This is a genomic window from uncultured Chloroflexus sp. (assembly GCF_937951745.1).
Classification (GTDB): Bacteria; Chloroflexota; Chloroflexia; order Chloroflexales; family Chloroflexaceae; genus Chloroflexus.
The window spans coordinates 1-11,518 of sequence record NZ_CALFBQ010000020.1; the positions used below are offsets into that span (position 1 = coordinate 1).

General features: G+C 57.9%; 14 protein-coding genes. 10 read left to right on the forward strand and 4 right to left on the reverse strand.

Going from position 1 to position 11,518, the window contains the following annotated elements:
- The 4 genes from Q1A59_RS06290 to Q1A59_RS06305 all read left to right on the forward strand — a co-directional run.
- Positions 1 to 259, forward strand: a 259-nt coding sequence (locus Q1A59_RS06290) for a cytochrome c family protein (RefSeq protein ID WP_298482578.1), incomplete at its 5' end; no start/stop codon positions are given.
- A gap of 4 nt (positions 260 to 263) precedes the next feature.
- A complete protein-coding gene (gene ctaD, locus Q1A59_RS06295; protein WP_298407820.1) occupies positions 264 to 1,922 on the forward strand; it encodes a cytochrome c oxidase subunit I in 1,659 nt (552 codons plus the stop codon).
- 123 nt (positions 1,923 to 2,045) lie between these two features.
- Positions 2,046 to 2,819, forward strand: coding sequence for a cytochrome c oxidase subunit 3 family protein (locus tag Q1A59_RS06300; protein WP_298482581.1), 774 nt, complete (start codon positions 2,046 to 2,048; stop codon positions 2,817 to 2,819).
- A gap of 9 nt (positions 2,820 to 2,828) precedes the next feature.
- A complete protein-coding gene (locus Q1A59_RS06305) occupies positions 2,829 to 3,194 on the forward strand; it encodes a cytochrome C oxidase subunit IV family protein (protein WP_298407865.1) in 366 nt (121 codons plus the stop codon).
- Between the two features lie 94 nt (positions 3,195 to 3,288).
- Here the strand turns inward: Q1A59_RS06305 and Q1A59_RS06310 are convergent, their stop codons facing one another.
- On the reverse strand, positions 3,289 to 3,972 hold the full coding sequence (locus Q1A59_RS06310) for an HAD family hydrolase (protein ID WP_299644410.1): 684 nt from the start codon (positions 3,970 to 3,972) through the stop codon (positions 3,289 to 3,291).
- Between the two features lie 163 nt (positions 3,973 to 4,135).
- Between Q1A59_RS06310 and Q1A59_RS06315 the strand changes: the two genes are divergently transcribed.
- The 6 genes from Q1A59_RS06315 (at position 4,136) to Q1A59_RS06340 (ending at position 9,245) form a co-directional block, all read left to right on the forward strand.
- Positions 4,136 to 5,116 (forward strand): GNAT family N-acetyltransferase, encoded by a 981-nt coding sequence (locus tag Q1A59_RS06315; protein ID WP_298407887.1) that lies wholly within the window; start codon positions 4,136 to 4,138, stop codon positions 5,114 to 5,116.
- Between the two features lie 72 nt (positions 5,117 to 5,188).
- Positions 5,189 to 6,160 (forward strand): GNAT family N-acetyltransferase, encoded by a 972-nt coding sequence (locus Q1A59_RS06320; protein WP_298407903.1) that lies wholly within the window; start codon positions 5,189 to 5,191, stop codon positions 6,158 to 6,160.
- On the forward strand, positions 6,157 to 7,266 hold the full coding sequence (locus tag Q1A59_RS06325; protein ID WP_298407911.1) for a C45 family peptidase: 1,110 nt from the start codon (positions 6,157 to 6,159) through the stop codon (positions 7,264 to 7,266). Before Q1A59_RS06320 ends, Q1A59_RS06325 begins: the two co-directional genes overlap by 4 nt.
- Before the next feature lie 88 nt (positions 7,267 to 7,354).
- A complete protein-coding gene (locus Q1A59_RS06330; RefSeq protein WP_299644415.1) occupies positions 7,355 to 7,789 on the forward strand; it encodes a low molecular weight phosphatase family protein in 435 nt (144 codons plus the stop codon).
- A gap of 130 nt (positions 7,790 to 7,919) precedes the next feature.
- Positions 7,920 to 8,399 (forward strand): metallophosphoesterase family protein, encoded by a 480-nt coding sequence (locus Q1A59_RS06335; protein ID WP_298407932.1) that lies wholly within the window; start codon positions 7,920 to 7,922, stop codon positions 8,397 to 8,399.
- 15 nt (positions 8,400 to 8,414) lie between these two features.
- Complete coding sequence (locus Q1A59_RS06340; RefSeq protein ID WP_298407946.1) at positions 8,415 to 9,245, forward strand: DUF2085 domain-containing protein; 831 nt, start codon at positions 8,415 to 8,417, stop codon at positions 9,243 to 9,245.
- 331 nt (positions 9,246 to 9,576) lie between these two features.
- Here Q1A59_RS06340 and Q1A59_RS06345 read toward each other — a convergent pair whose 3' ends face one another.
- The 3 genes from Q1A59_RS06345 to Q1A59_RS06355 form a co-directional block, all read right to left on the reverse strand.
- Positions 9,577 to 9,969, reverse strand: a complete 393-nt coding sequence (locus Q1A59_RS06345; protein WP_298407959.1) for a hypothetical protein — start codon at positions 9,967 to 9,969, stop codon at positions 9,577 to 9,579.
- Positions 9,970 to 9,986: 17 nt separating this feature from the next.
- Positions 9,987 to 10,619: a cupin domain-containing protein gene (locus Q1A59_RS06350; protein WP_298407971.1), complete on the reverse strand. Its 633-nt coding sequence runs from the start codon at positions 10,617 to 10,619 to the stop codon at positions 9,987 to 9,989.
- A 169-nt stretch (positions 10,620 to 10,788) separates the two neighbouring features.
- Positions 10,789 to 11,439, reverse strand: coding sequence for an AP2/ERF family transcription factor (locus Q1A59_RS06355; protein ID WP_299644420.1), 651 nt, complete (start codon positions 11,437 to 11,439; stop codon positions 10,789 to 10,791).
- Between the last annotated feature and the right edge of the window lie 79 nt (positions 11,440 to 11,518).

The following is an 11,518-nucleotide window of genomic DNA, read 5'->3' on the forward strand; positions in this document are numbered from 1 at the left end:
TGGGTGTATGAGTTGTCACCCGGCTGGTGGTGGCGTAGGCCCGGATCTGCACGGTCTGTATGGTATGACCAGACCGTTAGCTGATGGCTCAACGGTTGCGGCTGATGAGGAATATCTGCGCGAGTCAATTCTTAACCCCAATGCAAAGGTTGCTGATGGCTATGCACCGATGATGCCGTCATTTGAAGGGCAACTGAGTGAGGATGAGCTGAAGCAGTTGATCGAGTACATTAAGTCTCTCAACGCCACGGGGAACTAAGACTATGAGCACACTTTCGCTTCCACAAACGAGCTACATCCACGATCGATCACGCACATTTGCCGAATGGCTGAAGTCGTGGTTGTTGACAGTCGATCACAAGCGGATCGCGATCCTTTACCTGTTGTCGATCAATTTCTTCTTTCTCCTTGGTGGTCTTGCCGCGACACTGGTACGGGTTGAGTTGATTACTCCGCAGGGTGACCTGATGTCTTCCGATGTTTATAATCGGGCGTTTACCCTGCACGGCATTATCATGGTCTTTTTCTTCCTAATCCCGGCGATTCCAGCGGTGTTAGGAAACTTCTTGGTGCCGCTTATGATTGGGGCGCGCGATCTAGCTTTCCCGCGTCTGAATCTGCTGAGCTGGTACCTCTACATGATCGGTGGCGTATTCGCCTTGATCGCATCTGTCTTTGGCGGTGTTGATACCGGCTGGACGTTCTACACGCCGTTTAGCTCGACCTATTCCAACTCGAATGTGGTGATGACGATTACCGGTGCGTTCATTATGGGCTTTTCGTCCATTCTGACCGGTTTGAACTTTATCGTTACCATCCACAAGATGCGCGCCCCCGGCTTGACGTGGTTCCGCCTGCCACTCTTTATTTGGGCCAACTACGCGACTAGCATCATCCAGATTCTGGCCACGCCGGTGTTGGGGATTGCGCTGCTGCTGGTAGTGGTTGAGCGGTTGTGGGGCGTAGGGATTTACGACCCGGCGCTTGGCGGCGACCCATTGCTCTTTCAGCATCTCTTCTGGTTCTACTCGCATCCGGCCGTCTACATTATGATTTTGCCGGCGATGGGTGTGATCAGTGAGTTGATCAGCACCTTCTCGCGCAAGCGTATCTTTGGCTACGAGTTTATCGCGTTTTCGAGCCTTGCCATCGCCATTCTCGGCTTCCTCGTCTGGGGTCACCACATGTTTGTCAGCAGCCAGTCGGTTTACGCTGGGCTGATCTTCTCGTTCATCACGATGCTGGTGGCGATCCCGTCGGCGATTAAGGTCTTTAACTGGACGGCGACACTTTACAAGGGGTCGATCAGTTACCGGACACCGATGCTCTACGCGCTCGGCTTTATCGGCCTGTTCGTGATCGGTGGTCTGACCGGTATTTTCCTCGGAGTCACTGCGATTGACCTGCACGTGACTGACACCTATTTTGTCGTGGCTCACTTCCACTATGTGATGGTGGGTGGCACGATTATGGCCTATCTGGGCGGCATCCATTTCTGGTGGCCTAAGATGACTGGTCGGATGTATAACGAGATATGGGGCAGTATTGCCGCCCTGATCATTTTCGTTGGCTTTAACATGACCTTCTTCCCGCAGTTCATCCTTGGCTATCTGGGTATGCCGCGCCGTTACCACGTCTATCCACCAGAATTCCAAGTCCTGCACGTGATGAGCACGGCAGGGGCAAGCATTCTTGCCATCGGGTTCATTGTGCCGCTGATTTACCTCGGTATTTCATTGTGGAAGGGGGCGATTGCCGGCAATAATCCGTGGGGTGCGACCGGTCTTGAATGGAAGACCTCCTCGCCACCGCCGACGTTCAATTTTGACAAGACGCCGATTGTGACCGAAGAGGCGTATGCTTATCCGCCCGAAGCGGCTGAGCGTGATGCGGCGGCGTGGCGGCCCGGTTCGCCGCTGTAAATTGCGCTGGCGGTGCCGTGGAGCGACATTCTGGAGCAATGTCGCTCCATAGTTCGGACATTCTGGCGTCACATTGGAAGGGCAGAGAAAACGCAGTAGCGATTGGACGCAGAGGAGAGAGCGTTGGCAACCATCACTCACGAAGAAGCGCATACGCATACGCACGGTCCCGAGCTGCAACACCAGTTCGAGACGCCGGAGCAGCAGAAAGAGGCAGCCACACTAGGCATGTGGGCCTTCCTTGTCACCGAAATTATGCTCTTCGGTGGTATCTTTATGGCCTACATCGCCTACCGCTGGGCTTTCCCGGAGGCGTGGGAGGAAGCGGCGGCAATGCTCAATACCCCGCTCGCTACCGTCAACACGGTTGTGCTGCTGGTGAGTTCGTTGACAGTGGCGTTGGCGGTGAATGCCGCTGAAGAGGGGAAGAAGCGGCGGCTGATCACGATGCTGGTGCTGACGATTGTGCTGGGCTTGACCTTCCTTGTGATTAAGGGGTATGAGTACAGCGAGAAGTTTGCCCATTGCGCCGGCGCGAAGGATCCGATCAGTTGGATCACTGGCAGCGATTTGCACGAGAGCCACGAGTGTTTGGTGCCGGGCCGCGGATTCCATTTCCCCGATGAGCATGGCTCAGCGAGCGGCGGGCACGGCGCAGCTAAGACGGTGACAATGCAATCTGGCCACCAGCTCTTTTTCTTGCTCTACTTCAGTGCAACCGGTCTGCACGCGATCCACATGATTATTGGTCTGGGGGTGATGACGACGATCTTGGTCATGGCCTTGCGCGACCGCTTCTCGCCGACCTACTTCACGCCGGTTGAGATTGGCGGTCTCTATTGGCACTTGATCGACATCATCTGGGTGTTTCTCTTCCCACTGTTCTATCTGGTTTAGGAGGGCACGATGGCTGAACAGCATACACATGCTCATGCGCATCACCACAGCGATAAGCATACCCATATTTCACGGGGAACCTATTACCGCGTCTTTGCGGCGCTGATGGTGTTGATGGTGTTGACCGTCGCCGCGTGGTGGGTAGAGAAGAACCTGATCGAGATGCCGGGTTGGCTAGCAGTGACCATTGCGATGTCGATCGCGATTGCCAAGACGGTATTGATTGTGCTCTATTTTATGCACGTCAAGATCAGCAGCCGGATGACGCAGATCTATGCGGCGGGTGCATTTGTGTGGCTGATGATTTTGTTTGTGATTACAATGGGTGACTATATAGCCCGGGGCTGGCCGCCGCAAGCCGGGCCGTTGCCGTAGGTGGTATTGACGCAACTGGTCTGATCGGCACAGGTAGGGCGGGTATCAAACCCGCCCTTACTGTTTCTCTGACAACCCATGCTTGGCCCGCTCTCTACCCAAACCGCTGGCGCAGCGCAGCAAGGCTGGTATGAGCGAGGCTCGGCAAGGTCAGATCGGCAGGTGGTAATGGTACCTGCCGCGAAATGGCGCCGGGGATGGCGACGACCGGGCAGCCGGCGGCACGGGCGGCGCGGATGCCGTTTGGCGAGTCTTCCAGTACGAGGCAGGCGGCGGGCGGCAGGCCGAGCCGGGCCGCGGCGGTGAGAAAAAGATCTGGCGCCGGTTTGGTGGCGACGACATCATCGGCGGTCACAACTGTGGCAAAGGCGTGGTATACGTCGAGGCGCCGCAGCCATCCTTCGACCCAGCGCCGGCTGCTGCTGCTGGCAACGGCGCACGGCAGGCTGGCAGCACGTGCTTCGGCCAGCAACTCGGCGACACCGGGCAAGAGTGGCTGATCAGCGCTGAGCGCATCCTTGCGGGCTTGCCGGCGGGCTAGAATCGCCGTGCGCTCGGTGATGACGCGCTCGGCTAGCAAGGGGTCGCGCTTACGGAGCAAGCAGACTAGATGGGCGTGGGCGTCGAAGCCAGCGTTTGCCCCTAACGTCGCCGCCCAATCGTGAACGCTCAGGGTGACGCCGTATTCGGCATAGATCTCTTGCCAGCTCTGCAAGGCCGGCGTTTCTGTATCGACCATCAGGCCGTCGAAATCGAAAATCAAGGCGTGGATAGGCATAATACAAAGTTGTTGAACTTGTGATAATGAGGGGGTGGAACATATAGTCGTGTGAGCCTACCACACTAATTATAGCATCATATTGCGCCTATGGGCTGATGGTATACGCCTTGTAATCGGTTACGATAAACGTAGCGCAGCTCTATCGAGGAGGATGTTGGCGATGACAGGCAGTATTGCAAAGAGTTTTCGTCTGCGACCGTTTAATGGTTCGACAGCCGACTATGCTGCGCTGGCAGCGATTGCACAAGCAATTTTGCCCGATTACAGCGAGACGGTAGAAGATATTCAACACTGGGATGCTTCGCGTCCGGCGCATTGCACGCTAGTGCGCTGGCTTGTTGAAGTTGGTACGACCATTGTGGCGGCAGCCGAATACTTCCATGCTCCGTGGATGTATCACCCGCGTAAATTCTTTATCAGCATCGCGGTGCTACCTGAATGGCAGGGGCAAGGGATCGGCAGCTATTGTTATGATGAACTGATGCGCGAGCTGGTCGAACGGCATCAGCCATTGCAGGTGCGAAGCAACTGCCGCGAGGATCAGGCGCGCAGTATGCAATTTCTTGCCAAGCGCGGCTTTCGTGAAGAGATGCGCACGTGGGAATCGCGGCTTGACTTGCGCACGTTTGACCCGGCTCCGGTTGCTGATGCGCCGGCGCGCGCCGTTGCGCAGGGGTTTACTATTTGCAACTTGGCGGAGTGGTTGCAGCGCCAGCCAGATGCGCGCCAGCGCCTGTACGAGGCGACGATCGAAATGCGGGCTGATGTGCCGCAACCCGAACCGTTCACGCCGGTTGAAATGGCGACGTGGGAACGAACGGTGTTTGACAATCCACACCTCTACCCGGAGGGTTATTTCTTGGCGCTCAACGGTGATGAGATTGCGGCGGTGAGCCAGCTTTGGAAGCATGCCGAGCCGGATGTGTTGATGACCGGCATCACCGCAACCCGCCGGCGCTACCGGCGGCGGGGGTTGGCGCTGGCTCTGAAGGTGCATGCGTTGATCTTCGCCAAAACTGCTGGCTACCGTGAGGTGCGCACCTATAACGCCACCACCAACCGGGCGATGTTGAGCATCAACGAAACGTTGGGGTTCGTGAAACAACCGGCGTGGATCGAATTTGTGAAGGATGTGTCGTGAGGGGAACAGGGACATTGCGACGCAAGGTAAGGACATTGCAGCGCAATACCCCTACGTATACCAGTATTATGTATGATTACAATTCGACCTTCTCAACCTACCGCAACCGATTATCATGTAATGGCGACAGTGTACGGCGCCTTGGTGCCGGACGCGCCGCTCAATACAACCGAATGGCAAGTGCGCGATAAGTTGCATAATCCGCAATTGGCGCTCTACCGAGTGATCGGCGAGCTTGATGGCGTTGCGGCGGGTTATGCCGAATATTATCAGCCAACGTGGTGCGCCGATCCGTACCATATTGAGACGTTGGTCTGCGTACATCCGGCGTATCAGGGGCGCGGGTTAGGTGCGGCGCTCTGGCAACACGTGCAGCAGGCTTGGCAGGCGTTGCAGCCGCGCTACGTGTTGGCAAAAGTGCGCGAAGATTGGCGGGCTGGGTTCGCCTTTGCCGTGCGGCGCGGTTTTCAGGAAGACCGGCGGGTGTGGCTCTCACGACTTGATGTGGCGAGCTTTGATCCTGCTCCCTTCAGTGGTGCGCTTGAGCGGGTAACGGCGCAGCAGATTGAAATCCACAGCTTTGCAGCGCTAGCTACTGCCGATGCCGGCTTTTGGCGTAAGTTGTATGAGTTCGAACAGCACACAACCTGCGATGTGCCATCAGCATTTCCGGTCGCCATACCGCCCTACGAACAATGGATCAAGCTCTACCAACCTGAACATGGCGCGGTGTGGGAAGGCAGTTTTGCGGCGATTGCAGATGGGCAAGTGGTCGGGATCAGCACACTCGAGACGGTTGATAACGAAACCGATCTGGAAGTAGGCTTTACAGCGGTGCGGCGCGACTACCGCGGGCGCGGGATTGCACTGGCGCTGAAGCTGTGTACGATTGCGTATGCCCAAGCGATGGGTGTGACCGGGATTCGCACCGACAACGACAGCATCAATCAGCCAATGTGGCAGATTAATCAACGGTTAGGCTTTCAACGGGGGGCGGTGTGGATCATCCTACGCCGGTGTGAGCAGATCGAGGAGCTGACGTGAGAGGGTTGCCATTGGTTGAGTTGGCAGGTGATGCCTACACACAGGGTTGGCGGCACGGGCGCGTCTTGCGCGCGGCGATTGCTGCCAACCTGCGCATTTATACCGCGCGCTTCGAGCGCGAATTGCGTATACCGTTAGCCGAGGTGTGGCAGCGCGCTCTGCGGTATGCGGACGCAATTGCCGGGCAGAACCCGGACTATGCCGCCGGAATGCGCGGGATTGCTGATGGCGCGGGCATGGAGCTGGCAGCGATTGCGGCGCTCAATGTGCGGTATGAACTGTTTTACCAGTACTTCCGTGAGTATGATCGTATCAATGGTAAGCCCGATGGTTGTACTGCCTTTGCCTTGCTGCCAACCGAGACGACGGATGGCCATCTGCTGGTTGGTGAAAACTGGGACTGGATCACCGGCGTGCGTGGCGCAATTGTGCGAACGAACGAACCCGATGGCCATCGCACACTTGCGTTTACTGAAGCCGGCATTTTTGGCGGCAAAATTGGTTTGAATTCGGCTGGGCTGGCGCTCTTAATTAACGGTCTGAGTAGCACTGCTGACGATTGGGCGAGTCTGCGGCGACCATTTCACGTGCGCTGTTACGAAATCTTGCGCGCGCGCACGTTGGCTGATGCGCAGGCGGTGATCACGGCGGAAGCGCGGGCCGGTTCGGCCAATTTCCTGATCGCCCAAACGCCCGATCAGGTAGTCAATATCGAAGCGGCGCCGGATGCCATCGCGCTGAGCAATTGCGCCAACGGTTGCCTGATCCACTCGAACCATTTTTACGATCCGACTAGTTTGGGCATTGTCGAACGCGCGATCGAGCGGGTGCCGCATTCTCAGTGGCGGCAAGCGCGTTTACAAGAGCTGTTAGCGCCGCGTCCGCAATCGCTGGCGAGCGTACAAGCAACATTGCGCGACCATGATCGCCATCCCTATTCGGTCTGTTTCCACATTGATCCCGCCGATCCGCCCGATGAGTATTACGAAACGGTGGCGTCGATCATCATGGATGTGACGGCCCAAACGTTGTATGCTACTGATGGGCCGCCATGCGAGCGCGCATATGTGCCATACCGGTTGAAGGCTAGGGTGGAAGCATCATAACGCAAGGCGACAATGCCGGTTTGGGTTGCATGCTAAAACTGCGCTCGCAATGATCGGAAGCGGCCTGATCACGAGGCAAAGGCGACCAATGCGTACTGTTCTTTTTATCTGTACCGGCAACTACTACCGCAGCCGCTACGCCGAACTGTTGTTCAACGCCATGCGGGTATCAGGCTGGCAAGCTGATTCGCGCGGTTTGCGGCTCTCGGCTACCAATCGGGGGCCGATCTGGCCCAACGTTCTTGTGCAATTACAACAACGCGGCTTTCCGCCGCCATCCGAAATCCGGCCACCAATGGCCTTGACCGAACCCGATCTGCGGCGAGCGACCGTGGCGATTGCCTTGGATGAGCGCGAGCATCGTCCGCTGATGCAGCAACGTTTTCCAGTGTGGGTGGAGCGAATCCGTTACTGGCAAACGCCTGACGTGCCGTTCTTGCCCGCCGATGAGGCGTTTCGCCGAATTGAAACGGGAGTGGTTGAATTAATTGCGGAACTGAGCCGTTGGCAAACGGCGGGCTAGGCGTGGGCTGCTGTGAGTGGGCGGAAAGATGCGCTCGCTATCGGCATTGCACGCGAGGGTAGGCGTGCGTGAGGGGTACCGGCGTTTGACGCACGCAAGGCGGGTCGGCTACAACAGGTGAGGGGAATCCATGGAGATTGGCGTCGTTTCGGATACGCATGGTCGGCTGGCGCCGGCGGCGCTAACAGCATTAGCCGGAGTTGAGTTGATCTTGCACGCCGGCGATATTGGCCATGAAACTATCCTCAACCGGCTCGCGATCATCGCGCCGGTGCTAGCCATTCATGGCAACACTGATGAGGGAACGGCGCTGGCCCGCGCTTATCCGGCGCACCGCTGGATCGAGCGCGAGGGTGTTGTGATCTATATGACCCACATTGGTGGCCAGCCCCGCCATCTTGTGCAATCGTTACCGAAGACGGTTGATAACCGGGCGCCGCAGGTCTATATTTTTGGCCATAGCCACCGGCCATTGTATGAAATGTACAATGGGGTGCTCTTTCTCAATCCGGGAACTGCCGGTGCGCCGCGAGGGGCAGGGTTGTCAGTGGCGAGGTTAACAGTGGCCAATGGGCAAGCTAGGGCAGCGATTATTGAGTTGGAGAGATGAGGGCGAGAGGGCGTTATGGCTTCAACCACGACAGCCCAGCGCAGACTCGATTGGCGCGGGCCGGTTGTAGGGCTTGGTTTAATCATCCTTTTCGCGTTGCTCCCGACGATTGCAACGGTATTGGATTGGGAGCGACGGCTCTTCTTTGCGGTGCATGGCATCTGCGCGCAGAGCCACAATCTGATCTCAGGTGGAGTGCAATTTCCGCTGTGCGCCCGCGATAGCGGCATCTACCTTGGGCTGATGGTTACGCTGGGAGTGATGGCAGCCTTGGGCCGGATGCGGGCTGGGAGGTTGCCGCCGCTGCCAATCGGCTTGACGCTAATTGGGCTGATGGCGGTGATGGGGATTGATGGGCTGAATTCAACCGTTGCCGAGCTGGGTTTTTTGCCAGCCTACCCGCCACGTAACGATCTGCGCCTTGTGACCGGGCTGGGGTTTGGCGCGGCATTGGCGGTAGGGCTATTATTGGTCGCCAATCATACCTTTCTGCCGCCCGATCGGTTGGCTGCCGAGCAGGCGCCAATCGGGAGCTGGCGCGATCTGGGGATCGTGATTGGCGCATTGGGGTTGGTAATGGCAGCAATTGCCGCCAACCAAGCAGTATTGGCATGGCCGCTGGTCTTGTTGAGCGTGATCGGGGTGACGGGGGTGATGACCTTTGCCGTAGCCTTACCGGTCAGCGCCTTCGCCGGCCTCAGCGGGCGAGTGCGGCATATTCGGCAATTGGCCTTACCGGGCATAGCTGGGTTTCTGGTGGCACTATTGTTGTTGGTCGTGCTAGCACGCTGGAAAATCGGGTTAGAGGTGTCAGGCTTGCTGCCGCCGCCACTGATCCCAGAGTAGCCCTCTTGTCAAGTCGGACGTCAGTGTGGCTCGACACGGTTTGTGAATAGTCAGAAGACCACCTTCACCACTTGTCAAGTCGCACGTCCACGTGGCTCAACACCGGCAGAATCGTGATGAGCGAGCCGGCGGTCCACGTCTCACGCGGCTCGTAGGGGAGCGCAGTTTGGTGCGACAAGCATGACCTCATCCTGATGCTATTACTGCCCTTATACCTCGGCTCTCTTCGCGCATGCGGAAAAATGGGGCAGAGGAATAAGGGTAGCAAACCGCCTTCATCCAAAGGCTTGCCGATGCAGGCTCTGGGAAGGCCGGGCAGCTTCATCTGAAATTACCGCGGTATCGTCACCTTCAGATCGTTCAGCGCAGTGCGTAGGTCGTCAAGGGCGACGCGCGCTTCAGGCGGAAGCTGATCAAGGCCGGTGACGGTGTCGAGCACCCGATGAGCCGCGATCGCAAGGCTATCGAGATGGCCGAGCAGACAGCCAGCCTCACGCGCTTCGGCATTGCGCGGACCGAAGGGGGCGTGCCAATAATCGGCTGAAGCCAGATAGCGCGTTTCGCCGAGCAGCTCAAGTGCCAGCGTGCAGCGGTCGAGTGGGCGGATCGCCAATACCTCTCGATTGTTAAGCGTAATCTGGCCGGGTGCATGGCGGATCAAAGTGATCGCGTCATCAGTACGGCTAACGCCATCTTCACTCAGATGCAAGGTTCTGATCTGCACACCACCAACTCCTTCGCTTAAAAACGACCGTGGCGCTCGAGAGCGCTGCGTGGTAATTCGAGCGGGCACAAGACCAACAATGCCTGCGCCGGGGCATGGCCGGGATTATGCCAGCGGTGGGGCAACCCTGCCTCGAACAACAGGCTATCACCGGGACCGATCGTGTAGGTGTGATCGGCGACGGTATACAAGATCTGGCCGCTCAACCCAAACACAAACTCTTGGCCGGTATGGACGATTGCCTCGGGACCGCTGCCAGCGCCGGGATTGAGCGTGAGCAACAGCGGTTCAAGGGTGCGATTGGCCAAACCGGGCGCTAAATCGGTGAGTGCGCCGTGCGGAAAGAGGGTCGCAGTCGTCTGACCGGCGGGGGTGAAGACGACGCGCTGTTGAGGCACGTCAGGCGTAAAAAAGGCGCTGATCGGCACTTGCAGCGTCATTGCGAGGCGCTGGAGGGTGCTGACGCTCGGTGAGGTACGACCATTTTCGATCAGGCTGAGCGTATTTACAGCCAACCCGCTCGCTTCGGCCAGCGCGCGGATTGACATTCGGCGCTGCTCGCGCAAGGCGCGCAGACGGCTACCAACGTCAATCCTCACATCTTCCCCGATGCCGTGAGTAGCACTGGCAAGTTCGACCTCAGAACGCACGACTCTCTCCTTCTGGTTGCGCTAGATCTGTTCATTATTATAAGACAGATTTGTGATTTGCCACCCAGTAAATTGGTTGCGTTCTAGTAACAGTTGCCAGCGTAAACAGAACCTCTGCGCCACTACAAGGCGCAGAGGTCTGGGAAGCAATCAACAAAGACGCGCGCGATCAGTCGCCGGTGGGGGTGCGCTGGCGCATCCGCTCATACTTCTCGCGGGCGCGGCGGGCAAGAGCGAGGGCGAGGCGCTCACCGTGTTTGGCGATCGAGTACGAGGTGCGGCGGATGCGGTTGCCGTCGCGCCACGTCGCCTCGTAGACCTCACGGCCATCTTTAATGGTGCGGCGCACGCCAACAATGCCAGTGCTGGTGCGGGAAACGCCAATCACTTGCCGCTCGGTGCGTGGCTTACCTAGCTCGCGCTCGGTAGCGTTGCGCCATTCGATCGCGGCAGCCAAAGCGGCGAGCCGGTCGCCATATACCGAATCCGAGAAAAACTTGCTACGGCGCTGCTTGTTCCACGTCACGCGCACAAAATAGCCAAAGGTGCGCTTAGCCGGGTGATCAATGCGGGTAATCCCTTTGTGCTTGGTGGTCTTGGGGCGGAGACGAGCCGGCAGCTTCTTCGTCTCGACCACAGGCTGCTCGGCAGGGGTGGCTAGCAGCCGGCGCGCCTGTTCTGGGTCGAGATCGGGGAGCGGCTCGTAGCGTAGTACGGCCATCGGATCTTCGGTCGGGGGCAGCGTCGTTGCTTCCTCCGCAGCAGTTGTCGGCTCAATAGCCGGCAGATTGGCCGGCCGGACAGCGTGTCGGCGGGGCATTGCTGATTGCTCCTTTTAAAAACGTGGTCGAACTTGTACATTTAGTGATTGCCTCGAAGGTTGAAACCTCCGATTTCTA

Bases quoted from the DNA above. Each gene is read 5' to 3' on its own strand.
- Q1A59_RS06335 (WP_298407932.1), top strand. From the start codon at position 7,920: ATGGAGATTGGCGTCGTTTCGGATACGCATGGTCGGCTGGCGCCGGCG.
- ctaD (WP_298407820.1), top strand. From the start codon at position 264: ATGAGCACACTTTCGCTTCCACAAACGAGCTACATCCACGATCGATCA.
- Q1A59_RS06340 (WP_298407946.1), top strand. From the start codon at position 8,415: ATGGCTTCAACCACGACAGCCCAGCGCAGACTCGATTGGCGCGGGCCG.
- Q1A59_RS06320 (WP_298407903.1), top strand. From the start codon at position 5,189: ATGATTACAATTCGACCTTCTCAACCTACCGCAACCGATTATCATGTA.
- Q1A59_RS06310 (WP_299644410.1), bottom strand. From the start codon at position 3,972: ATGCCTATCCACGCCTTGATTTTCGATTTCGACGGCCTGATGGTCGAT.
- Q1A59_RS06305 (WP_298407865.1), top strand. From the start codon at position 2,829: ATGGCTGAACAGCATACACATGCTCATGCGCATCACCACAGCGATAAG.
- Q1A59_RS06330 (WP_299644415.1), top strand. From the start codon at position 7,355: ATGCGTACTGTTCTTTTTATCTGTACCGGCAACTACTACCGCAGCCGC.
- Q1A59_RS06315 (WP_298407887.1), top strand. From the start codon at position 4,136: ATGACAGGCAGTATTGCAAAGAGTTTTCGTCTGCGACCGTTTAATGGT.
- Q1A59_RS06355 (WP_299644420.1), bottom strand. From the start codon at position 11,439: ATGCCCCGCCGACACGCTGTCCGGCCGGCCAATCTGCCGGCTATTGAG.